Below are 25,785 nucleotides of genomic sequence, written 5' to 3' on the forward strand. Positions count from 1 at the left end.
AGCTATACACGATTTCACTAGGCTTGCAGCGTTTCTAGGCAACTCATAATCCTTTGGTCCACGGTTCAAGTCCGTGTGGGCCCACCAAACAAGAAAGCCGCGCAATGCGCGGCTTTTTCGTGTCTGGTCGGGTAGGAGCGAGCTTGCTCGCGAAAAACCGGAGTGCACCGCCGGGTATCTGGTTTACGCGTTATCGTTCAAGACCTTCGCGAGCTCGCTCCTACAGGGCTCATCCGCTCCAGCACTTCCCGCGTTAACACCACTTCGTAGGTATCCGCCGATCTGCCCCACTGCTCCACAAGGGCCATGCGTTCTACCAATGCCTTCCCGAGGTCGGTAATGGTCTCGGCCAGCGCTTCGACGATCTCTTGGGTTCGCAACCATAGCCGATCATTGATCGCCTTAAGCTCGGCCGTGATGCTGTCGCACGCCGCCGGATCCGTATCGGGATAGGTCAAGTTGCGCAGCAGTTGCCGCAATTCCCGGATCTTTGCGTCATCCCGCTCCGCGCCAAACGCACCATTAAGGATGGCGACCGCTTTGGTTTTATCGACACGTTTTTCCCGTGTCTGCGCTGAAGGCAACGTCTGCGCCATGGCACCTGCGAAGAGGACCATCATCCTGGCTTCCAGGTATTGCTTCATGGCTTCCATCGAAGAGATTGGCCGCACCAGGCTGATAGTTGCGCCCCCCTTGTGCCTCAGATCCCTGGTCACTGTCAGGGTCACGCCCCCCGTTTCAAAACCCAGCGCCCGCGCCACAACGTAGTGCCCCATTTCGTGCTGGGCAATCTGCAAGGCATGGTCCCGTACAGCGGGAGGCATCTTCTTGGTTTCCATCGCGCCGGCTCTCCATTCGACTACGAGTGACTGTAGCTCTGCAGAATTCTCACACATAAAAAAGCCGCGCAATCGCGCGGCTTTTTCTTACCTGCATTTCAGCCCTTACTTGGGCAATGCGTAGGCAATCACATAATCCCCACGATCCGTCGACTGGCGCGCGCCGCCCACCGTCAGCAGGATGTACTGCTTGCCGGTTTTCGGCGAAACGTAGGTCATCGGCCCCGATTGGCTGCCTACCGGCAGACGCGACTTCCAGATCTCGTTGCCGTTGCCGGTATCGAAGGCGCGCAGGTAGAAGTCCTGGGTGCCGGCGAAGAACAGCAGGCCCGACTGGGTGGCCAGCGATGCGCCGAGGGTCGGCATGCCGATCGGGATCGGCAGGTGCATGCGGATGCCTAGCGGACCGGTGTCCTGCACGGTGCCGACCGGGACTTGCCACATCAGTTTGTGGGTCTTGAGGTCGATGGCGGACATGGTGCCGAACGGTGGTTTCTGGCACGGAATGCCAACCGCCGAAAGGAAGCGTTCGCGCATGGCGCCGAACGGCGTGCCTTCCTGCGGTACCACACCCATTTCGATACCACTGGCCCCGGCGCCGATCTTGTTGCGCGGAATCATGTAGTTGGCCAGGCCCAGGCGCATGTCGTTGACGAACATGTAGTTGCTGTTCGGATCAACCGAGACACTGCCCCAGTTCATGCCACCCAAAGATCCCGGAAATTGCAGCGCGCGATCCATGCCCGGCGGAGTGTAGACACCCTCGTGGCGCATGCCTTTGAACTGGATGCGGCACATCAACTGGTCGAACGGTGTGGCACCCCACATGTCGGATTCGGTCAGGGTTTTATTGCCGATGGACGGCATGTCTACCGAGAACGGCTGGGTCGGCGAGTAGCGCTCGCCAGGCACATGGCCTTGCGGCACCGGACGCTCTTCAACCCGCGCGATCGGCACGCCGGTTTCGCGGTTGAGCAGGAAGATCTCGCCCTGTTTGGTGACTTGCGCCAGCGCAGGTTGCATCCCGCCCTTGTCGTCCGGCACGTCGTACAGCAGCGGCTGCGCCGGCAAGTCGAAGTCCCACAGGTCGTGGTGCGTGGTCTGGAAATGCCAGCGCACTTGACCGGTCTTCACATCCAGGGCGACGACCGACGAGTTCCACTTGTCATCGAACTCCGTGCGCTGACCGCCGAAGAAATCCGGGGTGGCGTTGCCGGTCGGCAGATAGACCAGGCCGAGTTTGGCGTCGTAGGACATCGCCGACCACACGTTTGGCGTGCCCCGGGTGTAAGTCTCACCGGCTGGTGGGCGTTTGGTGGTGTTCGGATTACCCGGATCCCACGCCCAGACCAGTTCGCCGCTGCGCACGTCGTAGGCACGCACCACGCCTGGCGGTTCGCCGGTGGAGTAGTTATCGGCCACGCGCCCGCCAACGATCACCACGTCGCCAGCGACCAACGGGGTCGAGGTCTGCTGGTAGTAACCTGGCTTAACTTCGCCCATGTCCGTGGTCAGATCGACGGTGCCCTGGTTGCCGAAGTCTTCACACGGCTTGCCGGTTTCGGCATTGATGGCGATCAGGCGCGCATCGCCTGTCGGCAGAAACAGACGTTTCGCACAGGCTGTTGGCTGATTGTCCGAAGTCACCGGAGTCTCGGAGTAGCCCAGGCCACGGCAGCGCTGCCAGTTGGGCGCGGTGCCTTGGGGATCGAACTTCCATCGCTGGACGCCGGTGTCGGCATCGAGGGCGAAGACTTTGCCGTAGGCGGTGCAGGTGTAGACCGTATCGCCGATTTGCAGCGGGGTGTTCTGGTCTTCGGCACCAGCGCCGGTGCTTTGCGGGATATCGCCGGTGTGGAAGGTCCAGGCGACCTGCAATTTGTCGATGTTGCCTTTGTTGATCTGGTCCAGTGCGGCAAAGCGATTGCCGGCGGTGGTGTTGCCCCAATGCGCCCAGTCCTTCTGCTCGGTACCGGGAGTCACCGGTGTGACCGCGGGTTCGCTGGAGGCCTTGACCACGTGGGTCGGCACGAACATGTAGGCCATCGTGGCGACGACGCCGACGCCAAGAACGCCAGCCAGACCATAGGCGCCGCGCCCCGCCGTCGCGCCGGATGCGCGTACCAGCGTCGGGTAGACCAACGCGACCACCAGGCCGATGACGGCAAACGTCAGTACACGCGAAACCAGCGGCCAATATTCCAGGCCGGCATCCCACACGGCCCAGATCGCCGTCAGGACCAACGCCAGGCCGTACAGCCAAGCACCCAGCGGTTTACGGCGCGCGATCAGCGCTCCGGAGGCCAGCATCGCCAGGCCCATCAACAGGAAATACCAGCTGCCGCCCAGGGTGATCAGGTAACCACCACCGCCAGCAAGGCCCAGCCCGATCAACGCGATCAGGACACCCAGCCCCGCCAGCAACCATTTGCTGCCGGCGGCAGCCCCAGAATTGTTCATGTCGGAATTTATCCCCATTTGTGACAAGCAAGGAATAATGTACTACCTAGTTACTTATGGCAAATTGTCGCAGCCGAAAATGGCATGAACGGTCGTGAATTCAGATGAAGCATCCGTTGCGCGGGCTGTGCCTGTAACATGCTCCTCCACCGATCCGTGCCGCTGGAGACGCCCCTTTGCCTGACACTCGCTCGCCCGTTCTCGACGAAATCGACCGCCAGTTGATCGCCGCCCTGCAGATCAACGCCCGTGAAAGCGTGGCCATGCTCGCCCGGCAACTGGGCATTGCCCGTACCACCGTGACCTCGCGTCTGGCGCGGCTGGAGAAAGCCAAAGTGATCACCGGCTACGGCGTACGCCTGGGTCAGCGAGTGGTGGATGGCGGATTGCAGGCGTATGTGGGGATCACTGTGCAGCCACGCTCCGGCAAGGAGGTGTTGCGGCGGTTGAGCGCCATGGCCCAGGTGCAGCAGTTGTGTGCGGTCAGTGGCGAATTTGATTATGTGGCGTGGTTGCGCACGGACTCGCCGGAACAGCTGGACCAGTTGCTGGATCAGATTGGCAGTGTGGATGGGGTGGAGAAGACCACCACCTCAATCATCCTCAGCAGCAAGATCGATCGCGGGCAGCCGGTTTGAACACAGCCCCTGTGGGAGCGAGCCTGCTCGCGATTGCGGTACCCCAGTCATAACCATGCAAACTGACACTCCCTCTTCGCGAGCAGGCTCGCTCCCACAAAGAGCATCATTGCCATTTTGAATAGCTAACTCGTCACATTGATCGATATAACTGCAAAACGACGACACTTTGCGTCTTATTAACGTATTCCACGCTCTCTAGAATGGCTCGCATCTTTTCCTATACTCAGACGCGCCCCCCGCGTCTGGATGCCAGTAAGGTCAGCCATGAACAAGAACAATCGCCACCCTGCAGACGGTAAAAAACCAGTCACCATTTTCGGCCCGGACTTCCCTTTCGCTTTCGACGACTGGATCGAACACCCGGCCGGCCTGGGCAGCATTCCCGAGCACCATCACGGTGCCGAAGTGGCGATTGTCGGTGCCGGTATCGCGGGCCTCGTGGCTGCTTACGAACTGATGAAACTCGGCCTCAAGCCCGTCGTTTACGAAGCCTCGAAACTGGGCGGGCGCCTGCGCTCCCAAACATTCAATGGCACTGACGGCATCGTCGCCGAGCTGGGCGGCATGCGTTTTCCGGTGTCCTCCACCGCGTTCTATCACTATGTCGACAAGCTGGGCCTTGAGACCAAGCCCTTCCCCAACCCGCTGACGCCTGCCTCTGGAAGTACCGTCATCGACCTGGAAGGCCAGACCCACTACGCACAAAAACTGGCGGATCTTCCTGCACTGTTCCAGGAAGTGGCTGACGCCTGGACCGATGCGCTGGAAGACGGCTCGCGCTTCGGCGAGATCCAGCAAGCCATCCGTGATCGCGACGTACCGCGCCTCAAGGAGCTGTGGAACACCCTCGTGCCACTGTGGGACGACCGCACCTTCTATGACTTCGTCGCCACGTCCAAAGCCTTCGCCAAACTGTCGTTCCATCACCGCGAAGTGTTCGGTCAGGTCGGCTTCGGCACCGGTGGCTGGGACTCGGACTTCCCCAACTCGATGCTGGAAATCTTCCGTGTGGTGATGACCAACTGCGATGATCACCAACACCTGGTGGTCGGCGGTGTGGAACAGGTGCCACAAGGCATCTGGCGTCATGTGCCGGAGCGTTGCGTGCATTGGCCGCAGGGCACCAGCCTCAAGTCGCTGCACCGGGGCGCCCCACGCTCCGGCGTGAAAAAAATCGCCCACGCGCCGGGCGGGCGTTTTGCGGTCACCGACAACAACGGCGACACCCGCGAATACGCCGCCGTGCTGACCACCTGCCAGAGCTGGCTGCTGACCACCCAGATCGAGTGCGAAGAAACCCTGTTCTCGCAAAAGATGTGGATGGCCCTGGACCGCACTCGCTACATGCAGTCGTCGAAAACCTTTGTGATGGTCGACCGCCCGTTCTGGAAGGACAAGGACCCGGAAACCGGCCGCGACCTGATGAGCATGACCCTCACCGATCGCCTGACCCGCGGTACCTACCTGTTCGACAACGGCGACGACAAGCCCGGGGTGATCTGCCTGTCCTACTCGTGGATGAGTGACGCGCTGAAGATGTTGCCGCATCCTGTGGAGAAACGCGTGAAGCTGGCGCTGGACGCGTTGAAGAAGATCTACCCGAAAGTCGATATCGCCGCGCGAATCATCGGCGATCCGATCACCGTGTCCTGGGAAGCCGACCCGCACTTCCTCGGCGCCTTCAAGGGCGCGCTGCCTGGTCACTATCGCTACAACCAGCGCATGTACGCGCATTTCATGCAGGACGACATGCCGCCGGAACAGCGCGGGATTTTCATCGCCGGCGACGATGTCTCGTGGACGCCGGCCTGGGTCGAAGGCGCGGTGCAGACCTCGCTCAATGCGGTGTGGGGCATCATGAAACACTTCGGCGGCGCCACACATAAAGAGAACCCGGGCCCGGGTGATGTGTTCAAAGACATAGGCCCTATCGCCCTGCCCGAGTAAGAGGAATCCCCGATGCGCGTAGCCCTTTACCAATGTCCACCGCTGCCTCTGGACGTCGCCGGCAATCTGCAACGCCTGCAACAGTTGGCGCAGGAAGCCAAAGGCGCCGATTTGCTGGTGCTGCCGGAGATGTTCCTGACCGGCTACAACATCGGCCTGGACGCCGTCAGCGTACTGGCGGAAGTGCACAACGGTGAATCGGCGCAACAGGTGGCGCGCATTGCCCGGTCCGCCGGGATCGCCATCCTGTATGGCTATCCCGAACGCACCGAAGACGGTCAGATCTACAACGCCGTGCAGTTGATCGACGCCCAGGGTGAGCGCGTCTGCAATTACCGCAAGACGCACTTGTTCGGCGACCTCGACCGCTCGATGTTCAGCCCTGGTACCAACGAGTTTCCAGTGGTCGAACTCAACGGCTGGAAGCTCGGCTTCCTGATCTGCTACGACCTGGAATTCCCGGAAAACGCCCGGCGCCTGGCCATCGAAGGCGCCGAGCTGATCCTGGTGCCGACGGCGAACATGATTCCCTTTGATTTCATCGCCGACGTCACCGTGCGTTCCCGTGCCTTCGAAAACCAGTGTTACGTGGCCTATGCCAATTACTGCGGACAGGAAGGCGATATCCAGTATTGCGGCCAGAGCAGCATCGCCGCGCCGGACGGCAGCCGTATCGCCCAGGCCGGTCTCGATGAAGCCTTGATTGTCGGTGAGTTGGACCGTCAACTGATGGACAAATCCCGCAGCGCCAATCGTTACCTGATCGACCGCCGCCCCGAGCTTTACGCCGCGCTGAACAAGCGCTAATCCGCTAGCATTGGCACTTCACTGTTCTGGAAGTGCCCATGCCTGCGTCCAACCCTCCTCGTCCCCACACTGAAACCCTGGCCAACGGTCTGCGGGTAACACTGCGCCATGCGCCGGATTTGAAACGCGCCGCCGCAGCGTTGCGGGTCAACGCCGGCAGCCATGATGTTCCGTTGGCGTGGCCGGGGCTGGCGCACTTTCTCGAGCATCTGCTGTTCCTGGAGACCGAGCGTTTTCCCGCGAACCTGGGGCTGATGGCCTACGTTCAGGGACATGGCGGGCAATTGAATGCGCGGACCAGTGAGCGCACCACCGACTACTTTTTCGAATTGCCGACTCAGGCATTCAGCGCCGGGCTGGAGCGTCTGTCAGATATGCTCGCCCATCCACGTATGAATCCGGACGATCAGCAGCGGGAACGGGAAGTGCTGCACGCAGAATTTGTCGCCTGGTCCCAGGATGTAGCTGCCCAACAGAAACTGGCTTTGTTCAACGGGCTGTCCGACGCTCATCCACTGAGGGGTTTTCATGCGGGAAACCGCGACAGCCTGCCCCTGCAACAAGATGAATTTCAGCAGGCGCTGAAGGGTTTCCATCAGCGGTTCTATCAGTCTGGACAAATGACATTGAGCCTGGCTGGCCCGCAGCCGCTGGAAGAACTGAAGGTGCTGGCCCAGGCGTTTGCCGATGGCATTCCCCAAGGCAGCCTGGTCCCGCAACAAGCACCGGTGCCATTGATGGGCACCGTGCAAAAAAGTTATCAACAGCTGAACGAGCGTCGCCTGGACCTGCTGTTCGCGCTCGAAGCGCTGCCCGACTCAGCCTCTGAAGCGTTGGCGTTCCTCTGCCATTGGCTGAATGCCGCGAAACCTGGCGGACTGCTGGCCCGATTGCGCACCGAGGGTCTGGCCGACAACCTGAAAGCTGCGGTTTTGTACACGTTTGGCGGGCAGGCCCTGATGCACGTTGAGTTCACTCTCAATGCCAACGGGCAACCAGCCGCGGTTCGTGAGTTTCTGTCGGATTGGCTGGGATTCTTCGCCCGCCAGGACTGGAGCGATTTGCGCGATGAATATGCCGCCCTGCTCCAACGGCAGCAGCAAGTCAGCAGCGCGTTGCAACTGGCACGACTGGACTGCGAGCAACGGGAAACCGGGCTATCCGAACAGGGTGTGACCGCTCTCAAGGTGATCCTGCAACAACTCGGTGCTGTGGATAACGTTGCTGGCCAATGGCAGTTGCCGACGCCCAATCCGTTTTTACGAACCGCGACGCCAGCCTCCAATGCGGCCTTGATTCGCGGCCAGACCAGCGCCCACCGTGGTCTGCGTACTTTCGCCCAGGATCGTTCCCGCAGTCGTCGTGAACGTTCGCCCATGCAATTCACTCAGGCATTGCCGGATAACCGTCCCGAAGGCGCGTTGTATGTGCGCTGGCGCCTGGACTCGGCGCCGCAAGCCAGCCTCCGGACACGACTGGAAAGCAGCCTGCAACCGTTGTGCGAAGAAGCCCGGCAGGCGGGTGTGGAGGTTTCCTTCAATGCAACGGGCAACGAGTGGCTGCTGAAAATGACCGGGCTGCAGGAACCCATGCCGAGCGTGCTGGAGCATGCGCTGAAAACACTGACGACTCCTGATGCCCAATTCCCACAAGATACGCCGGCATTGATACCGATCCGACAGCTGCTCAAGACATTGCCCACCCACATGCTGCCGCGGACCACTGATTCGGATGACCTGCAACAACTCTGGTCGGGCGCTCGCTGGGACGGCCTGGGAATCGGCCTGTCGTCTCAGACCCAGGCAGCCATGGGCCTGGCGTTGAGCCGCATCCCCGGAACACCGGACAATCAATCGACACCACCGTCCATCCCTGGGCAACGACTCTGGAGCACCCTGGACACGGGTTCCAGCGAACACGCCCTGCTTCTTTTTTGTCCGACAGCTTCCAACGATATTGCCGACGAAGCCGCGTGGCGCTTGCTGGCACACCTTTGTCAGACGCCGTTCTACCAACGCCTGCGCGTGGAATTGCAATTGGGTTACGCAGTGTTCAGCGCCTTGCGCCAAATCCATGGACAGACCGGTCTACTGTTCGGCGTGCAATCGCCGAACGTCCCGGCATTGGATCTGTTGCAACACATCGAGCAGTTTCTGAACGGGTTGCCGCAGATGATTCACGGCTTCGATGACGCCGACTTCCTGGCCCAACGCCAGGTCCTGGCCGATCAATTCGCCAGCAACGCCTTGCCTTTCGCCCAGGCCGCCGAGCTCCTGTGGCAGGGCAAGCTGGCCGGCCACTCGTCGGATTATCTGGTGCAACTGCCCGAGGCAATTTTGGCTGTTGATCGCCCGATGCTCATCGACGCTGCAACGCGCCTTACACAAGCCGTTGGCGGGTGGCGCTGTTTGTCCACTGGGGCTTGCCCCGATTCACCCTGGCAAACGGCACCCTGAGCGTTACGGAATCTTCATTAACCAGTTAGAACATTTTTAGCCATTCGCTCGAAATGTTGAGTAACATAGCTGCCTAACTATCTGAACATCTCCCGTTGGAGGTGGACTATATGTATAGGTCTCAACCGTTTCATCACCTCAAGGAGCGCTCCCATGGCCTGGACCAAACCTGCTTACACCGATCTGCGTATCGGCTTTGAAGTCACCATGTACTTCGCCAGCCGCTAATCTCTGCTTTGGCAGACGAGCAGTTCAACGCCTCGGTGATCCCGAGGCGTTTTATTTTCAGCCTTACTTTTATTTTCCGCGTTGCAATCATGGAGCCCCCATGTTCGTCCAGATTCTAGGTTCCGCCGCCGGCGGCGGTTTCCCCCAGTGGAACTGCAACTGCGCGAACTGCGCCGGTTTTCGCAACGGCAGCCTGCGGGCCCAGGCGCGGACCCAATCGTCCATCGCGATTTCCGATGACGGTGTGAATTGGGTGCTGTGCAACACTTCGCCGGACATTCGCGCGCAACTCCAGAGCTTCGCCCCGATGCAACCGGGCCGCACGCTGCGCGATACCGGGATTGGCGCGATCATCCTGATGGACAGCCAGATCGACCACACCACCGGCCTGCTCATGCTGCGTGAAGGTTGCCCGCATCAGGTCTGGTGCACCGACATGGTCCATGAGGATTTGAGCAGCGGCTTCCCGCTGTTCAACATGCTGACCCATTGGAACGGTGGCCTGACCTGGAACCGCATCGAACTGGACCGCAGCTTCAGCATTCCGGCCTGCCCCAACCTGCGCTTTACCCCGCTGCCCTTGCGCAGCGCCGCGCCGCCCTATTCGCCGCACCGCTTCGACCCGCATCCGGGCGACAACATCGGCCTGATCGTCGAGGACCTGAATACCGGCGGCAAGCTGTTCTACGCACCGGGGCTGGGCAAGGTCGATGCGCCTTTGCTGGAGATCATGGCGGCCAGCGATTGCCTGCTGGTGGACGGCACGCTGTGGGACGACGACGAAATGCAGCGCCGTGGCGTCGGCACCCGCACCGGCCGGGAGATGGGCCACCTGGCCCAGAACGGCCCCGGCGGAATGCTCGAAGTGCTGGAAAAACTGCCGCGCCAGCGCAAGGTGCTTATCCACATCAACAATACCAACCCGATTCTCGACGAGGACTCGCCACAGCGAGCGGAGCTGGAACGGCGCAATGTTGAAGTGGCGTATGACGGCATGAGTATTGTGCTGTAGCGGATGGCCCCATCGCTGGCAAGCCAGCTCCCACAAGGATCTGTGGCGTACACAAAACCTGTGGGAGCTGGCTTGCCAGCGATGAGGCCCGTGCAGGCACCAAAGAATCCACCGGTTGTCCCCGGAGAAAAGCAATGACCGACACCCCCATGTCCCCCGCCGAATTCGAGGCCGCCCTGCGCGCCAAGGGCGCCTACTACCACATCCACCACCCGTACCACGTGGCGATGTACGAAGGCCGCGCCACCCGCGAGCAGATCCAGGGCTGGGTCGCCAACCGCTTCTACTATCAGGTGAACATCCCGCTCAAGGACGCCGCGATCCTCGCCAACTGCCCCGACCGCGAAATCCGCCGCGAGTGGATTCAACGCCTGCTGGACCATGACGGCGCCCCAGGCGAGGACGGCGGCATCGAAGCCTGGTTGCGTCTGGGACAGGCAGTCGGCCTCGACCCGGATCAGCTGCGTTCCCAGGAACTGGTCCTGCCCGGCGTGCGCTTCGCCGTGGACGCCTACGTCAACTTCGCCCGCCGCGCCAACTGGCAGGAGGCCGCCAGCAGTTCGCTGACCGAACTGTTCGCACCGCAAATCCATCAGTCGCGCCTGGATAGCTGGCCACAGCACTACCCATGGATCGACCCCGCCGGCTACGAATACTTCCGCACCCGCCTGGGCCAGGCCCGACGGGACGTCGAGCACGGTCTGGCCATCACCTTGCAGCACTACAGGACACGGGCCGGCCAGGAGCGCATGCTGGAGATTCTCCAGTTCAAGCTGGATATCCTCTGGAGCATGCTTGATGCCATGACCATGGCCTACGAACTCAATCGCCCGCCCTATCACAGCGTGACCGGGCAACGGGTCTGGCACAAAGGAATCACCCTATGAGTTTCGACCGCAGCAAGACCCCGAGCTGGCGTCCCGGCTACCGCTTCCAATACGAACCGGCGCAGAAAGGCCACGTGCTGCTGTACCCGGAAGGCATGATCAAACTCAATGAAAGCGCCGCATTGATCGGCGGCCTGATCGATGGCCGGCGCGATGTCGCGGCGATCATCGCGGAACTCGACCAACAGTTCCCCGGTGTGCCGGAACTGGGTGACGACATCGAGCAATTCATGGAGGTCGCCCGTGCGCAGCACTGGATCGAACTTGCCTGAAATCGTGTCAGACAAGTTACCGCCCAAACCGGAAATCGGCCTGCCGCTGTGGCTGCTGGCCGAGCTGACCTATCGCTGCCCGCTGCAATGCCCGTACTGCTCCAACCCGCTGGATTTCGCCACGCAAGGCCAGGAGTTGAGCACCGAGCAGTGGATCAAGGTGTTTCGCGAAGCGCGGGAAATGGGCGCCGCACAATTGGGCTTTTCCGGCGGCGAACCCCTGGTGCGCCAGGACCTCGCAGAGCTGATTGCCGAGGCGCGCCGGCTGGGGTTCTACACCAACCTGATCACCTCCGGCATTGGTCTGACCGAGCAGAAAATCAGCGACTTCAAGAAGGCCGGTCTCGATCACATCCAGATCAGTTTCCAGGCCAGCGACGAACAGGTGAACAACCTGCTCGCCGGCTCGAAAAAGGCCTTCGCACAGAAGCTGGAAATGGCTCGCGCGGTGAAGGCCCACGGTTACCCGATGGTGCTGAACTTCGTCACCCATCGGCACAACATCGACCAGATCGACCGGATCATCGAGCTGTGCATCGCTCTTGAAGCGGACTTCGTCGAGCTCGCTACCTGCCAGTTCTATGGTTGGGCGCAGCTCAATCGGGTCGGGCTGTTGCCGACCCGTGAACAGCTGGTTCGAGCAGAGCGCATCACCAATGAATACCGCGCCAAACTCGAAGCCCAGGGGCATCCGTGCAAACTGATTTTCGTCACGCCGGACTATTATGAAGAACGACCCAAAGCCTGCATGAACGGCTGGGGCAGCATTTTTCTGACAGTGACACCGGACGGAACCGCACTGCCCTGCCACGGCGCCCGACAGATGCCGGTGCAATTTCCCAACGTGCGTGACCACAGCATGCAGCACATCTGGTACGACTCGTTCGGCTTCAACCGTTTTCGCGGTTACGACTGGATGCCCGAACCTTGCCGCTCCTGCGACGAGAAGGAAAAAGACTTCGGCGGCTGCCGCTGCCAGGCCTTCATGCTCACCGGCGACGCCAGCAACGCCGACCCGGTGTGCAGCAAATCGCACCATCACGACGTGATCCTCAAGGCTCGCGAAGAAGCCGAACACGCCATCCAGTCCATCGAACAACTGGCCTTTCGCAATGAACGAAACTCACGCCTCATCGCCAAAAGCTGAACCCTTCAGTGCCGCCCGGGCTGTTGCTGCCGGCATCGATTTTGCCGAGCTGCAGGCCGGTCCCGAGGGCCTGTTCTGGAACGAGTACCGACCGGAGGATGCGGCCTGCCGCATCTGGCATTGGCGTGAGGGCGTAGCGAATTGTCTGACGCCGCTGGGATACAGCGTGCGCAGTCGGGTGTACGAATACGGCGGTGGCGCGTTTTGCCTGACGGGCGCCGGGGTGGTGTTCGTCAACGAAGCGGATCAGCAGCTCTATAGGCAATCGCTCAAAGGCGAAACACCCGAAGTGCTGACATCCGGCATATGCCGTTACGGCGATTTGCAGTTCGCCAATGACCAGGTGCTGGCGGTCGAAGAAAACCGCGACCGGCATCGCCTGGTGGCGATCGGCCTGGCTGACGGCAAGCGCCAGCTGCTGGTCGAAGGTGCCGACTTCTACGCGGCGCCGACCCTCAGCCCGGACTCGCAACGCCTGGCCTGGATCGAGTGGAACCACCCGGATCAGCCCTGGACCGCGACCCGCTTGATGGTTGCCGAACGTCAGGGCGATGGCGGCTTCGGTGCGGTTCGCTGCGTCGCCGGCGATCAAACGCAAGAGTCCCTGCAACAACCACGCTTTGATGACAGCGGCCGGTTGTGTTGCCTGACAGACCGTGGCGGTTACTGGCAACCCTGGATGGAGTCGGCAAACGGCCTGACCCCTTTTCCGAGCAAGGCGGCCGATCATGGCCCTGCTCCTTGGCAGCTCGGTGGGTGCACTTGGCTGCCGCTGAGCGAAAACCGCTATCTGGCGAGTTGGACCGAAGAGGGTTTTGGTCGATTGGGTATCTGTGGCACCACCTGTGATGAATTCACCGGCGACTACAGCCGCTTCCGCAGCCTCGCCCTGGATGAGCGGTTCATTTACTGCGTTGCAGCATCACCGATCAGTTCCCCGACGGTGATCGCCATCGACCGCCAGACCGCAGAGGCCAAGGTACTGGCCGGTGGCAACGCACCGCTCCTCGCAGAGCAAATCAGCCGCCCGCAAACCCTGCGGTATCCAAGTGGTTCGGGCGAGGCCCACGGCTTCTTCTACCCGGCGATGACCGGCGAAGCGAAACCGCCACTGGTGGTGTTCATCCACGGCGGCCCGACCTCGGCGTGCTACCCGGTGCTCGATCCACGCATCCAGTACTGGGCGCAACGGGGGTTTGCCGTCGCCGATCTCAACTACCGCGGCAGCAGCGGCTATGGTCGCGACTACCGCCAGGCGTTGCATTTGAGTTGGGGAGAGGTCGATGTCGAAGACGCTTGCGCGGTGGTCAGGCATCTCGCCGACCGCGGCCTGATCGACGGAGACAAAGCCTTCATTCGCGGCGGCAGCGCCGGTGGCTACACCACGCTATGCGCGCTGGCTTTCCACAATGTCTTCCGTGCCGGCGCCAGTCTTTATGGCGTCAGCGATCCCATTGCTCTGGGCCACGCCACCCACAAGTTCGAAAGCGATTACCTCGACTGGCTGATCGGCGATCCCGAGCAGGACGCCGAGCGCTACGCTGCCCGCACGCCGTTACTGCACGCGGCAAACATCCGTGTGCCGGTGATTTTCTTTCAAGGGGAGCTGGACGCCGTAGTCGTGCCGCAACAGACCCGCGACATGGTCGAGGCACTGCAGAACAGGAGCATTCTGGTCGAGGCGCATTACTACGAGCAGGAGCGCCACGGCTTTCGCCAGGCTGGTAATCAGGCCCATGCGCTGGAGCAGGAATGGCTGTTTTATCGGCGGGTGATGGATCAGGTGGATTGATCCGAAATGGCGGCGCGCCAATCGCGAGCAAGCTCGCTCCCACAGGTCCGCGTAGTTCCTGTAGGAGCGAGCCTGCTCGCGAAAGCGATCTATCCGACGCAGCCGAACTCAACGCTTGGCGATGATGTACACCGCATGCACGATCCCCGGGATGTAACCGCACAACGTCAAAAGAATATTCAGCCAGAACGCCCCGCCAAACCCCACTTGCAGGAACACACCCAACGGCGGCAACAGAATGGCGATGATGATGCGAATGAAATCCATGGGCGGTGCTCCTGATTGAAGTCGGCTCGGGCGAGCCATACATGCAATCGACCTGTGCGGCCGGTCAGGGTTCACCTCATTGCCTCCGAGCATCATCAGAGCAAGGGATATCTCGCCGACAAAAAAACGCCCCACGCCAAAAGAATCAGGCATGGGGCGTGCGTTATACCGCGAGACGGTTCGGGAATTTGTGTGGAGCGCGTTCGATCAGACGGCGATGCCCTTGCGGCACTGCACTTGGGCAGTACGTACACGGGAGAAGGCGCGGGCCAGGCGCAGGAGCATTTCGTCGATGTTGGCCTTGCTGACGGTCAACGCCGGGGTGAAGCGCAGGCAATCGGGTTGCGGGGCATTGAGCAGCAGGCCTTCTTGCAACGCCGCCTTGACCACGGCGTCGGCGCAATCGTCGGACAGGGTCAGGCCCCAGAGCAGGCCTTGCCCGCGCAGTTCGCCGTGACCGTAACGATGGGACAAGCGCTGCAACCCCTCGCGCAGGTGTTGGCCGACTTCCTCGACATGCTTCAGGAATGTCCTGTCCTGCACGCTGTCGAGCACGGCCATTCCGGCAGCGGTCATCAGCGCATTGCCATGATGGGTGCCGCTCATTTCTCCAATGTCGAAACAGCAGGCCTTGCCCCGCGCCAGCAAAGCCGCGAGCGGCACGCCACCGCCCAGCCCTTTTCCGAGCACTAAGATATCCGCCCGAATGCCGTAGGACTGTTCGGCGAGCAAGGTGCCGCAGCGACCGATACCGGTTTGTACTTCGTCGAGGATCAGCAGAATGCCCAGTTCACGACACAGGCGTTCGACACCCTTGAGGTAGTGCGCCGTGGCCGGAATCACCCCGGCTTCACTCTGGACAGGTTCAAGCATGATCGCCACGGTTCGCTCATCCACGGCAGCGTGCAGCGCCGGAAGATCGTTGAACGGCACATGGCTGAAACCGGGAAGCTGCGGTTCGAAGCGGTTGATCAACGCCGAACTGTCCGACGCCGAAATCGTCGCCAGACTACGGCCATGACAACCGTTGCTGGCAACGATGATCCGCGACGCGCCACCGCGATGCTGCTGGCCCCATTTACGCGCCAGCTTGATCGCCGCTTCACAGGCCTCGCTGCCGGTGTTGAGCAAATACGCCTGGTCGCTGCCGGTGCTCGAACACAAGCGTTCGGCGAGGCTGAGCATGCCGCGACTGTGCAGGTTAAAGCCGGGATTGATCAGCGACTGGGCCTGCGCGGTGATCGCGCTGACCAAAGCCTTGGGACTGTGGCCGAGACTATTGGCCCCGCCACCTTGAGAGAAGTCCAGGTACGCACGGTCTTCGCTGTCCCAAAGCCATGAACCCAGGCCGCGGACGAACACCTGCTGCGGCCGTTCGACGCCGGGCATGAGGTACTCGCTGGAAAGCGTGTCGTGCCCCGAAGGAAAGGCAGCGTCCGCCACCAAATCATCCAGGCTCGGTGAGTGACGACGCAGGCTGAACAGGTTCATGGGTTCAGCCTCCGTTGGAGATTTTCTGTCTTGCCTATGTAAACACCATCGAAACAAACGGTATTCATCGTGTTCTGTGGCCCTGTAAGCCTTGTGAATACGGTTAGACTAGGCTCAGACAGGGCGTTGAGCCATTTCGATTTACCAGCACTTTCGATAAGCATTACTTATGGATTTCAAGCAACTTCGCTATTTCGTCGCAGTGTACGAAGAGGGCCACGTCGGACGAGCCGCCGAACGCCTGTCGATCTCTCAGCCGGCGTTGTCCCAACAGATTCGTCATCTCGAACAGACGCTTGATGTCAGCCTGTTCGAACGCAGCAGCAAACGCCTGTTACCGACGCTGGCGGCCCACACCCTCTACAACCACGCCCTGCCCTTGCTCGACGGCCTGCAACGGGCCCGCGAGGCACTGGGCAATTTCAAGGGTCAGGCACTGCGCACGCTGGCAATCGGAGTCCTGCAGACCGTGCATACCAGCCTGGTGCCGCAAATGCTCGAGCGACTGCGCAAGGAGCAGCCACATCTGGTGGTGCAGATCTATGAACTGTCCGGGCTGGATATCGAGCGCCGACTGCTCAATGGGTCGCTGGATATCGGCATCAGCTACTTGCCACCCCGGCAACCGGGTCTGCACGGTGTGATGCTGTACGAAGATGAACTGACCCTTGTCATACCGGCGGACCACCCGTTGCGGGAATTCAAGAAGGTGTCCATGAGCCAAGCGGCCGAGTTGCCGATGTTGCTGTTGGGCGAGGAGTTTCAGGTGCGACAGATCTGGCAGGCGCAACTGACGAACCTGGGCAGGCGCCCGCAAGTGCAGGCCGAACTGAACAATATGGCCGGGATTCTCGGCAGCCTGCCGCACACGCGCCTGGCAACGGTACTGCCCGGGCGCTCACAAAAGGCTCACGGCAATAAGGAGTTGTTGTGGAAACCGCTGACGGAGCCACGGGTGCCGCTGAAGGTCGGATTGGTGTGTCGGGATGTGCAACGGCAACAGGCCTCGCTGGCGTTGTTGCGGACCTTGCTTGAGGAAGTGATGAATGGGCCGGATGACCGCTTTGAAGAGCGCGCCTGAACGCTGAAGACTTTTTCGCAGGCATAAGAAAACCCCGCCGAAGCGGGGTTTTGCAGACTGTTTCCCTGACATCCATTTCACTCCGCCGTCCTGGCAGAATCCTACGTGTCCGTGTTGTTGCTTTGCGCTTCCTGCGCTACGTCCATGTGAAGTAGATTAGCGGTGGATCCAATTCGCTACTATGGGAGATAAGCAGCACGTCATGTAAGAGAATGCTTACATGACGTCACATCCTCAGAACTGCGCGGCATCCAGCAAAAACAGCGACTCGCTGCCCGCCTTGACCGACGCGCTCAGCGAGTGAATCCGCGGCAACAGGCGGGCGAAGTAGAACCGCGCCGTCCCCAGTTTGCTCGCATAGAAATCATCCTGGGTTTCCTTGCCCAAAGCCGCCTTGGCCATCAATGCCCACATGTAGGCGTATGCGGTGTAGCCGAACACTTGCAGGTACTCGACCGACGCCGCGCCGATTTCGTTCGGGTTGGCTTTCGCCCGATCCAGCAACCAGGCCGTCAATTCGTCGAGGGTGGTCACCGCATCGTTCAACGGCTTGGTGAATTCCGCCAGGTCAGCGCTGGCCGTCGCGGTGAAGTGACGGATCTCGTCGGCAAACAGCTTGTAGAACGCCCCGCCGCTACCAACCACCTTGCGACCGACCAGGTCCAGCGCCTGAATGCCGTTGGTGCCTTCGTAGATCTGGGTGATCCGCACGTCACGCACCAGTTGCTCCTGGCCCCACTCACGGATGTAGCCGTGGCCGCCGAACACCTGCTGGCCGTGAACCGTGGTTTCCAGGCCTAGGTCAGTCAGGAACGCCTTGGCTACCGGGGTCAACAGGGCCACCAGGTCTTCCGCACGCTTGCGGGTCGCGGCGTCTTCGCTGAACTTGGCGGTGTCCAGTTGCATGGCCACGTAGGTGGAGAATGCACGGCCGCCTTCGTTCGAGGCTTTCATGGTCAGCAGCATGCGACGCACGTCAGGGTGGACGATGATCGGGTCGGCGACCTTGTCCTTGTTCTGCGCACCGGTCGGGGAACGGCTTTGCAGACGGTCACGGGCATACTCGACGGCGTTCTGATAGGAGCGCTCGCCACTGGCCAGGCCCTGGATGCCGACACCCAGACGCTCGTAGTTCATCATGGTGAACATCGCCGCCAGGCCCTTGTTCGGCTCGCCCACCAGATAACCCACGGCTTCGTCGAAGTTCATCACACAGGTCGCGGATGCCTGGATGCCCATCTTGTGCTCGATCGAACCGCAGTTGGCCGGGTTGCGCGCACCCAGGCTGCCATCGGCATTGACCAGGAACTTCGGCACCAGGAACAACGAAATGCCCTTCGGCCCCGCCGGGGCGTCCGGCAGTTTGGCCAGCACCAGGTGAATGATGTTTTCGGTCAGGTCGTGCTCACCACCGGTGATGAAGATCTTGGTGCCGCTGACCTTGTAGGAGCCGTCGGCCTGAGGTTCGGCCTTGGTGCGGATGATCCCCAGGTCGGTGCCGGCATGCGGCTCGGTCAGGCACATGGAACCGGCCCAGATGCCGGCGTACATGTTCGGCAGGTACGCCGCTTTCAGCTCTTCGCTGGCGTGGGCGTTGATCGACAGGCAGGCACCGGCGGTCAGCATCGGGTACAGGCCGAACGACAGGCTCGCGGAGTTGACCATCTCCTCAACCTGGGCCGACACCGCCTTGGGCATGCCCATGCCACCGTAGGCCGGATCACCACCGACGCCGACCCAACCGCCTTCGGCGTAAGTCTGATAGGCCTGCGGGAAACCGGCCGGCGTGGTGACGGCGCCTTCCGCCCAGTGGCAGCCCTCTTCGTCAGCCGCACGGCTCAAGGGCGCGATGGTTTTACCGGTGACTTTGCCGGCTTCTTCGAGAATGGCTTCGACAGTTTCAACATCGACGGTATCGGCCAGCGCCGGCAACTCGGCCCAGAGTTTGGCGACCTCGAAAACTTCATTGAGGACGAAGCGCATATCGCGCAGGGGCGCTTTGTAGTCAGCCATGGCAAACCTCGCAAGATCTAATACAGGTGATTCACAGGAATGTGTTTTGGATGTGTCCGAGTGTAACCCAACAACTTTTGAGACACATAGGGTCGACACATGACTGTTTTGTTATTTTTAGTCATCGCATTTTTTGGTGTAGGAGCGAGCTTGCTCGCGAAAAACCCGAGGCCGCCACGGGCATCTGGTTTTACGCGTTATCGTTCACGACCATCGCGAGCAGGCTCGCTCCTACAGGGGGGAGGGTGTTAAAGCGCAAACAACTCCGCCGGTAACTGCATCAAACACTCACTCCCCGCCTCGATGGCGGCGCGGTGAGACGCGGTGCGCGGCAGCAAACGCTTGAAGTAGAACTCGCTGGTCGCCAGTTTGCCCCGGCAGAAATCGGCGTCACCGCTGCCATCTTCCAGCTGCGCCTGCGCCACCAGCGCCATGCGCAACCACAGGTAGCCGAGAATGATGTAGCCGCTGAACATCAGGTAATCCACCGATGCAGCACCCACTTCGTCCGGATTTTTCATCGCCGCCATGCCGATGCCGGTGGTCAACTCGCCCCACTGCCGATTCAGCTCGTTGAGCTGCGCCACGTAAGGCGCCAGTTGCGGATGACCGGCGTTCGCCAGGCAGAACTTGTGGACGATTTTGGTGAAGCCTCGCAACAGCTTGCCCTGACTACCCAGGACCTTGCGTCCGAGCAGGTCCAGCGCCTGAATGCCATTGGTGCCTTCGTAGATCGGCGCGATACGGCAATCGCGAACCAGTTGCTCCATGCCCCACTCGCGAATGAAGCCGTGGCCGCCAAACACCTGCATGCCATGGTTGGTCACTTCCAGGCCGGTTTCGGTCATGAAGGCCTTGCAGATCGGCGTGAGGAACGCCAGCAGGTCTTCCGCTTCCTGACGTGCCGTTTCGTCCGTACTCAGATGCGCGACGTCCAGCAGTTGGGCGGTGAAATAGGTCAGTGCGCGGTTGCCTTCGTTGAAGGCTTTCATGGTCAGCAACATCCGCCGCACATCGGGATGCACGATGATCGGGTCGGCAGCCTTTTCCGGGGCTTTCGGGCCGGTCAGCGCACGCATTTGCAAGCGCTCGTTGGCGTATTTGATCGCACCCTGGAAGCTCGCCTCGCCCAGACACAGCCCCTGCATGCCGGTGCCCAGCCGCGCGTGGTTCATCATGGTAAACATGCAGTTCAGGCCTTTGTTCGCCTCACCGATCAGGAAGCCCTTGGCCCCGTCGAAGTTCAGCACGCAGGTGGCCGAGGCCTTGATGCCCATCTTGTGCTCGATGGATCCGCAGGACACGCCATTGCGCTGCCCGGCTTCGCCCGTGGCATCGGGCAGGAATTTCGGCACGATGAACAGCGAAATCCCCTTGGTGCCGGCCGGTGCGTCCGGCAGTTTGGCCAGCACCAGGTGAATGATGTTATCGCTCATGTCGTGCTCGCCGGCGGAGATGAAAATCTTGCTGCCGGAGATCGCGTAGCTGCCATCGGCCTGGGGCACGGCGCGGGTCTTGATGATGCCCAGATCGGTGCCGCAATGGGCTTCGGTCAGGCACATGGTGCCGGTCCACTGGCCGGCGGTGAGTTTGCTCAGATAGGTCTGTTTCTGTTCGTCGGTGCCGTGGGCGTGAATCGCCGACATGGCACCGTGGGTCAGGCCGGGGTACATGCCCCAGGAGGTGTTGCTGGAAGCGATCATTTCGCTGATCACCAGCCCCAGGGAGCTCGGCAAGCCCTGGCCACCGTACGCCGGATCGGCCGCCAGCCCGTGCCAGCCACCCTCCACGTACTGTGCGAATGCCTGCTTGAAGCCAGCCGGCGTGGTCACCACGCCGTTGTCGAAGTGGCAGCCTTCCTCGTCGCCGCTGCGGTTGAGGGGTGACAGCACGTTCTCGCAGAACTTCGCCCCCTCTTCGAGGATCGCACTGATCATGTCGGGGCTGGCATCAGAAGCCCCCAGCGCCGCGTAGTTACCGTGAAAGTCGAAGACGTGGTCGATCAGAAAGCGCATGTCGCGCAGGGGAGCTTTGTACTCAGGCATGGTCGTTTCTCCGTCAGCAGATATTTCCAACCTACTGCCGCCCGCCACGCCTTCACAATCACAGTCCAGTCGCTGAATGCGCCATCATCACTCAACCGTAGCGGCTTCCGTACGCACGGCGCCGCGCCGGGTCTGACCAAAGGCCATCACGCAGTTACGCCCCGCGCCCTTGGCACTGTAGAGCGCCTGGTCGGCCGACTTGAGCACCTCTTCAGGGGTGCGCTGTTCCACCCGTTCGGCGACGCCGATGCTGACCGTAACCGACACGCTCGAAGCGCCGGACCCGCTACGACGCTGACGCCCCTGACTGTCATCCTGCGGCCGGTTTTCCTGATTGCGCAGGTGTATGAGGTAGTTGGCGATGGACTCGCGAATCACCTCCAGATGGGGCATGCACTCTTCCAGGGTCTTGCCGGCAAACACCATGGCGAACTCCTCACCGCCATAGCGGTACGCCTTGCCGCCGCCACCGATTTTCGACAGCTTGCTGGCAACCAGGCGCAGCACCTGGTCGCCGACATCGTGCCCATGGGTATCGTTGAATTTCTTGAAGTGGTCGACATCGCTCATGGCCAGCACATAAGTGCGCCCGAGACGTTGCATGCGTTCGTTCAATGCACGACGACCCGGTATACCCGTGAGTTCGTCGCGGAAGGCCATCTGATAGGCCTCATGGGCGACAGCGGCGGCAATCATCAGCATCACCTGGCTGCACATGATGTTCAGGGTAAACGGCAGGATGAAGGTTTTCGGCAGCATCCAGAACAGCCCGAGCAAGCCCACCAGTTGCGCGGCGTGAAGCGGCCGGGGATTGCGCCAGTACTGCCAGGCCAGCAGCAGGAAAGAAGCAATGAACACCGGATACGACAGCTGAATCAGGCTCATCCAGGCGCCATGCAGGGCCGGCCAGCGGATCTCCGACAGCCACATCAGCAAGGCCTGTGGGTAACTCTGCTCCAGCCCCAGCGCGACACTGCCCACCGCCAGCAGCACCGCGAAACGCGCCACCATGTCCTGGAACAGGTGCGTTCGCTCCTGCCAGGCGGCGAACACGCCGAACAGCAGTGGCAAAAGAAGACAGCACAAATGAAAGACCACCGCCGCGTCTTCGCGCACTTTGCCGTTGTCGCGGTAATAGTCGGTCTGGGTGTCGAGCAGGAAGTAGGCGGTGTACACCGTGACCATCAGAAACAGTTCGCGCTGACGCCGGTAAACCGCGCAATAAGCACCGCCGAGCAGCAGGACCAGGGTGGGCAGTACGTTGAACAGCGAGGTGAAGAAAACGTTCAGGTCCTTGACGTACGCGGCGGCAAGCCCCGCCAGCAACAACAGCAATGACGGTAGGAAATGACTGAAACGTACAGCGGAAGAACGCGGCAAGGGTAAAGCTCCGGCCCGTCAGATCAGTAGATGGCAATGTGCCAACTACTGTAACGGCAGAAACCCGAAATTGCTGAGTGAATTACTGAGGCTTTTACAAAAAAAAGCGTCACTGGGGTCTCTCGACCGCCAGTGACGCAAGGGGAATTACTGTGGCAGGTCGTTATTGAACGGTTGCAGTGGCCCCTCCAGCGCCGGACGACCTTCGGCACCGATAGGTTTGAGCTGGAACTCGGCGTCCTGCGCTTGCCGGGTAGTGATCTTCGGACTGGCCGGTTTTTGCCCGACCGAGTTCTCATCACCCTTGGCGCCCTGGGCGAGCACCAGCGACGGATGATCGAACGGCGCCCTTTCCCACGCCACTCGCGGATCGGTCAGGCCGACTTCCATGAATTTGACCAGGGCAGTGATTTCATCCTGGGTCAGGTTCAGTGGCGACATGTCCGGATCAAGGTTGGAGCCGTTGTGTTGATTGACCGCCGGATGCTCGAAGCCGCTGGTGTTGCTGGCGTCTTCGCCACGCCGGTCGCCGCCACGGTTGTAGAACTCCATGACTTGTTGCAGCGTGGCGCGGCTGCCGTTGTGGAAGTACGGGCCGGTCAGCGCGATGTTGCGCAGGGTCGGTGTCTTGAACGCACCATCGACCGAATCACGGAAGTTGACGTTGGGCTTGAGCGTCGCATCGCAGGGAATTGCCGGACTCAACGGCGCTTCGAAGGTGCAGACATCGACTTCCAGCGGGTCGGGAATGTTTCCGCCTTGCAGTTGGGTGTTGTACTCACGAGTGAAGGACAGCGGGTTGCCCCAGGCATCCGAACCACCCACCGCCAGGTCTTCCGAGGTCGGACGCACGCCAGTGTTGTAGAAGCCGTTGTCGTAGAGAGTGGTCAGGCCGTCCGCCATCACCATGCGCTCGATGCGCTCACGAGGATGGAAAAGCAAGCGACTGGCGGCGTTGGTCAGCTCAGGACCGCCGTGGCAACTGACGCACTTGCCCTTGCCCAGGAACAGATTCAGGCCCTGCACCTGTTGTGCGTTCATGGCCGTCTGATCGCCGTTCAGATAGGCATCGAGAGGCGCCTGATCGGATACCAGCGTGGATTCATACATCTGGATCGCAAGGCCGAAGAACAGCGGGAAGTTGGCCTCCATCTGCGTGTAAGGCGCGTCACCCACCAGTACCTGCTGCGTGGCATTCCATAGCCGTGGCTGGAACGCGTTCTTGATCAGTTCGCGGTAGGTCGGCCGACGGGCACCGGACACCGGGCCCAATACCGAGTCGGTGGACGAAATCCGCTGCTGCTTGAGCATCAGCGAGTCGAGCATGCGCCGGCCGATGTCGGCGAAAGTGCGCCCGCCACAAGACATTTCCACCGGGCTGCCGGGAGGCCCGACCGCTTGCGAGGCGGCGGAGGCATCCTTGAGCGCCAGCCGCACCTTGGTGGCCACGCCGCTGTTGTCCTTGGTCACGTAGATCCCGGCATCCGGGTCGCGATTACCGAAGGGTGAGAAGCCGTTGAATATGTTGTTGGCCCGGCCATCCCAGAAGTTGCGCACGTTGAACGCGGCGTTGATCACCGTTGGCGCGTTGCGCCCGGTACTGCGCCGCACATTGATGCCGCCCACCTGGAAGATCCCGTCCGGTTGCTGGATGCACTTGTCGAAGCGCGCCTGGTGGGGCTTGACGAAGTTGGCGTCGAACACGCCCTGGGAGCCGATCACGTCGTCGGTCGAATAGACGATGGGCGAGTTGCGGTCCAGCGGGTTGGACAGCACATGAGTCGGGAAGTCGGCTTTTTTCAGCAGATAGTTCGGGCCGCCCTTGCCACCGGATTTGGTGGTGTAGGACGGCACATCGCCGGGAATGTCGGACGCGGTGAAGGGCTTGTTGAAGATCGATGCGACGTTCGCGTTTGTATTGGCCTGGCCTGGGTTGATCTGGTTGGTGTTTCGGTGATCAACCCCGGCGTGATAGTGGCAGGACGCACACGCGGTGGAGCCGTCACTGCCGACCTCCATGTCCCAGAACAGCGCCTTGCCCAGGAGGATCGCCGCCGAACGGTTAAGGACATAGTCGGTCATCAGGTCGACCTTGCGTCCGCCTTCAGTGCCAGAAGGATCGGGAGGTGACATGCCGCGCAGCGATTGCAACATCGGCACATCCAGTGCCGGTGGAACCGTCCCGGGTGGATCAGCCGCCCAGGCACTCATGACCGGCAGGCCGAGAGCGGACAGCGTCATCGCCATCGCACAGGCCAGGCGGGTAGTTCTGAAGATGCTCATGTACTTGACCATGATGGCATTCCCGATTCAGTACGGAGTAGCCAGGCTCCGTGATTGCCCTGTTGCGAGATGAACTCATCGCCATGAATCTTGCTGCTTGCACGAACAGTCACACCAACTCGACATCAATCGGCAAGGCGAGGTTTAACTGGCAAAGCACACTCTTGGCTCAGGTTTTTTATTAATTGCTCGGTCGCACCAGACGAAGGTGCTTAAGGCCACTTTAGCTGTAACAAAAGATTTCGAAAGTAAAAAAACAATTTTTTTCGCAGCAATAAAAACAGTTGAAAGTTATTCGCATCGCACTTCACTCAACTTTGGTGAAGTTGCCCCGCTTTTGGGGAATACTCCCCAAGACAAGGGACTCCTTCAACAACGCGAATAATCAAGTCATTGTATTTAAAAGCAAATATTTCTTCAGATTGTTATTCAACGACTTGGCCACGGGATTGCAAACACCCATTTCAGCAGGAGTCATTATTTAAAAACTCCATTGCCGCCAAGTAACAGAAAATATTACAAACTTATAAACAAGCCATTTCACACGTGCACAAGTTGCATTGCGTGAGCTATGGCTTTTTTTATTTTCGCTGCCGAAAAACACTTTACGACTATCACTAAAGAAATTTTTACTTGCAATTCTCATTTGTGCGGAGTACATGTAAGCAACCGTTCTCATTCACTACCCAGGACACACACCACCCAGCAAGTACATCAACTTCCCTTCACACTTCCCA

General features: G+C 60.6%; 19 protein-coding genes. 11 read left to right on the top strand and 8 right to left on the bottom strand.

From position 1 onward, the window contains the following. Positions 1-197: 197 nt before the first annotated feature. The gene (locus DKY63_RS17345) at positions 198-839 is read right to left on the bottom strand and encodes a peptidase M41 (protein ID WP_110965189.1); all 642 of its coding nucleotides are present in this window, start codon (positions 837-839) and stop codon (positions 198-200) included. A gap of 105 nt (positions 840-944) precedes the next feature. Beyond that, positions 945-3,299 (bottom strand): glucose/quinate/shikimate family membrane-bound PQQ-dependent dehydrogenase, encoded by a 2,355-nt coding sequence (locus tag DKY63_RS17350; RefSeq protein WP_110965190.1) that lies wholly within the window; start codon positions 3,297-3,299, stop codon positions 945-947. Positions 3,300-3,475: 176 nt separating this feature from the next. On the opposite strand from DKY63_RS17350, the gene DKY63_RS17355 reads away from it, so the two are divergent. The 10 genes from DKY63_RS17355 (at position 3,476) to DKY63_RS17400 (ending at position 14,488) form a co-directional block, all read left to right on the top strand. Next, positions 3,476-3,937, top strand: a complete 462-nt coding sequence (locus DKY63_RS17355) for an Lrp/AsnC family transcriptional regulator (protein ID WP_110965191.1) — start codon at positions 3,476-3,478, stop codon at positions 3,935-3,937. Between the two features lie 267 nt (positions 3,938-4,204). Beyond that, positions 4,205-5,887, top strand: a complete 1,683-nt coding sequence (locus DKY63_RS17360) for a flavin monoamine oxidase family protein (RefSeq protein ID WP_110965192.1) — start codon at positions 4,205-4,207, stop codon at positions 5,885-5,887. Positions 5,888-5,899: 12 nt separating this feature from the next. Continuing rightward, positions 5,900-6,694 carry a carbon-nitrogen hydrolase family protein gene (locus DKY63_RS17365; protein WP_110965193.1) on the top strand — a complete coding sequence of 265 codons (795 nt, stop codon included), beginning with the start codon at positions 5,900-5,902 and terminating at the stop codon, positions 6,692-6,694. A gap of 38 nt (positions 6,695-6,732) precedes the next feature. Further along, positions 6,733-9,150: a pyrroloquinoline quinone biosynthesis protein PqqF gene (pqqF, locus tag DKY63_RS17370; protein ID WP_110965194.1), complete on the top strand. Its 2,418-nt coding sequence runs from the start codon at positions 6,733-6,735 to the stop codon at positions 9,148-9,150. Positions 9,151-9,303: 153 nt separating this feature from the next. After that, positions 9,304-9,378, top strand: coding sequence for a pyrroloquinoline quinone precursor peptide PqqA (gene pqqA, locus DKY63_RS17375; RefSeq protein WP_003444522.1), 75 nt, complete (start codon positions 9,304-9,306; stop codon positions 9,376-9,378). 100 nt (positions 9,379-9,478) lie between these two features. Next, a complete protein-coding gene (gene pqqB, locus DKY63_RS17380; protein ID WP_110965195.1) occupies positions 9,479-10,390 on the top strand; it encodes a pyrroloquinoline quinone biosynthesis protein PqqB in 912 nt (303 codons plus the stop codon). Positions 10,391-10,524: 134 nt separating this feature from the next. Further along, positions 10,525-11,277 carry a pyrroloquinoline-quinone synthase PqqC gene (gene pqqC, locus DKY63_RS17385; protein ID WP_110965196.1) on the top strand — a complete coding sequence of 251 codons (753 nt, stop codon included), beginning with the start codon at positions 10,525-10,527 and terminating at the stop codon, positions 11,275-11,277. Continuing rightward, the gene (gene pqqD, locus DKY63_RS17390) at positions 11,274-11,549 is read left to right on the top strand and encodes a pyrroloquinoline quinone biosynthesis peptide chaperone PqqD (protein WP_110965197.1); all 276 of its coding nucleotides are present in this window, start codon (positions 11,274-11,276) and stop codon (positions 11,547-11,549) included. The genes pqqC and pqqD overlap by 4 nt, the downstream gene beginning before the upstream one ends. After that, positions 11,521-12,696, top strand: a complete 1,176-nt coding sequence (gene pqqE / locus DKY63_RS17395; RefSeq protein ID WP_110965198.1) for a pyrroloquinoline quinone biosynthesis protein PqqE — start codon at positions 11,521-11,523, stop codon at positions 12,694-12,696. The genes pqqD and pqqE overlap by 29 nt, the downstream gene beginning before the upstream one ends. Continuing rightward, the gene (locus DKY63_RS17400; protein WP_110965199.1) at positions 12,662-14,488 is read left to right on the top strand and encodes a S9 family peptidase; all 1,827 of its coding nucleotides are present in this window, start codon (positions 12,662-12,664) and stop codon (positions 14,486-14,488) included. The genes pqqE and DKY63_RS17400 overlap by 35 nt, the downstream gene beginning before the upstream one ends. Before the next feature lie 108 nt (positions 14,489-14,596). Here DKY63_RS17400 and DKY63_RS17405 read toward each other — a convergent pair whose 3' ends face one another. Beyond that, on the bottom strand, positions 14,597-14,755 hold the full coding sequence (locus DKY63_RS17405) for a YqaE/Pmp3 family membrane protein (RefSeq protein ID WP_003228885.1): 159 nt from the start codon (positions 14,753-14,755) through the stop codon (positions 14,597-14,599). A 207-nt stretch (positions 14,756-14,962) separates the two neighbouring features. Further along, entirely contained in the window at positions 14,963-16,246 is a 1,284-nt protein-coding gene (locus DKY63_RS17410) for an aspartate aminotransferase family protein (protein ID WP_110965200.1), read from the bottom strand. A gap of 169 nt (positions 16,247-16,415) precedes the next feature. On the opposite strand from DKY63_RS17410, the gene DKY63_RS17415 reads away from it, so the two are divergent. Beyond that, positions 16,416-17,327, top strand: coding sequence for a LysR family transcriptional regulator (locus DKY63_RS17415; RefSeq protein WP_110965201.1), 912 nt, complete (start codon positions 16,416-16,418; stop codon positions 17,325-17,327). Between the two features lie 234 nt (positions 17,328-17,561). Here DKY63_RS17415 and DKY63_RS17420 read toward each other — a convergent pair whose 3' ends face one another. The 4 genes from DKY63_RS17420 to DKY63_RS17435 all read right to left on the bottom strand — a co-directional run bounded on the left by DKY63_RS17420 (position 17,562) and on the right by DKY63_RS17435 (position 25,060). Next, entirely contained in the window at positions 17,562-19,340 is a 1,779-nt protein-coding gene (locus DKY63_RS17420) for an acyl-CoA dehydrogenase C-terminal domain-containing protein (protein WP_110965202.1), read from the bottom strand. Between the two features lie 248 nt (positions 19,341-19,588). Continuing rightward, complete coding sequence (locus DKY63_RS17425) at positions 19,589-21,385, bottom strand: acyl-CoA dehydrogenase C-terminal domain-containing protein (RefSeq protein WP_110965203.1); 1,797 nt, start codon at positions 21,383-21,385, stop codon at positions 19,589-19,591. Positions 21,386-21,472: 87 nt separating this feature from the next. Further along, positions 21,473-22,765, bottom strand: coding sequence for a GGDEF domain-containing protein (locus DKY63_RS17430; protein ID WP_110965204.1), 1,293 nt, complete (start codon positions 22,763-22,765; stop codon positions 21,473-21,475). 147 nt (positions 22,766-22,912) lie between these two features. Further along, complete coding sequence (locus tag DKY63_RS17435; protein ID WP_204354246.1) at positions 22,913-25,060, bottom strand: cytochrome-c peroxidase; 2,148 nt, start codon at positions 25,058-25,060, stop codon at positions 22,913-22,915. Positions 25,061-25,785 lie beyond the last annotated feature (725 nt).

It is taken from the genome of Pseudomonas putida, from assembly GCF_003228315.1.
Lineage (GTDB): Bacteria > Pseudomonadota > Gammaproteobacteria > Pseudomonadales > Pseudomonadaceae > Aquipseudomonas > Aquipseudomonas putida_S.

Bases quoted from the DNA above. Each gene is read 5' to 3' on its own strand.
- DKY63_RS17435 (WP_204354246.1), bottom strand. From the start codon at position 25,060: ATGGTCAAGTACATGAGCATCTTCAGAACTACCCGCCTGGCCTGTGCG.
- pqqD (WP_110965197.1), top strand. From the start codon at position 11,274: ATGAGTTTCGACCGCAGCAAGACCCCGAGCTGGCGTCCCGGCTACCGC.
- DKY63_RS17400 (WP_110965199.1), top strand. From the start codon at position 12,662: ATGAACGAAACTCACGCCTCATCGCCAAAAGCTGAACCCTTCAGTGCC.
- DKY63_RS17420 (WP_110965202.1), bottom strand. From the start codon at position 19,340: ATGGCTGACTACAAAGCGCCCCTGCGCGATATGCGCTTCGTCCTCAAT.
- DKY63_RS17360 (WP_110965192.1), top strand. From the start codon at position 4,205: ATGAACAAGAACAATCGCCACCCTGCAGACGGTAAAAAACCAGTCACC.
- pqqB (WP_110965195.1), top strand. From the start codon at position 9,479: ATGTTCGTCCAGATTCTAGGTTCCGCCGCCGGCGGCGGTTTCCCCCAG.
- DKY63_RS17365 (WP_110965193.1), top strand. From the start codon at position 5,900: ATGCGCGTAGCCCTTTACCAATGTCCACCGCTGCCTCTGGACGTCGCC.
- pqqF (WP_110965194.1), top strand. From the start codon at position 6,733: ATGCCTGCGTCCAACCCTCCTCGTCCCCACACTGAAACCCTGGCCAAC.
- DKY63_RS17345 (WP_110965189.1), bottom strand. From the start codon at position 839: ATGGAAACCAAGAAGATGCCTCCCGCTGTACGGGACCATGCCTTGCAG.
- DKY63_RS17410 (WP_110965200.1), bottom strand. From the start codon at position 16,246: ATGAACCTGTTCAGCCTGCGTCGTCACTCACCGAGCCTGGATGATTTG.
- pqqC (WP_110965196.1), top strand. From the start codon at position 10,525: ATGACCGACACCCCCATGTCCCCCGCCGAATTCGAGGCCGCCCTGCGC.
- DKY63_RS17425 (WP_110965203.1), bottom strand. From the start codon at position 21,385: ATGCCTGAGTACAAAGCTCCCCTGCGCGACATGCGCTTTCTGATCGAC.
- DKY63_RS17350 (WP_110965190.1), bottom strand. From the start codon at position 3,299: ATGAACAATTCTGGGGCTGCCGCCGGCAGCAAATGGTTGCTGGCGGGG.
- DKY63_RS17405 (WP_003228885.1), bottom strand. From the start codon at position 14,755: ATGGATTTCATTCGCATCATCATCGCCATTCTGTTGCCGCCGTTGGGT.
- DKY63_RS17415 (WP_110965201.1), top strand. From the start codon at position 16,416: ATGGATTTCAAGCAACTTCGCTATTTCGTCGCAGTGTACGAAGAGGGC.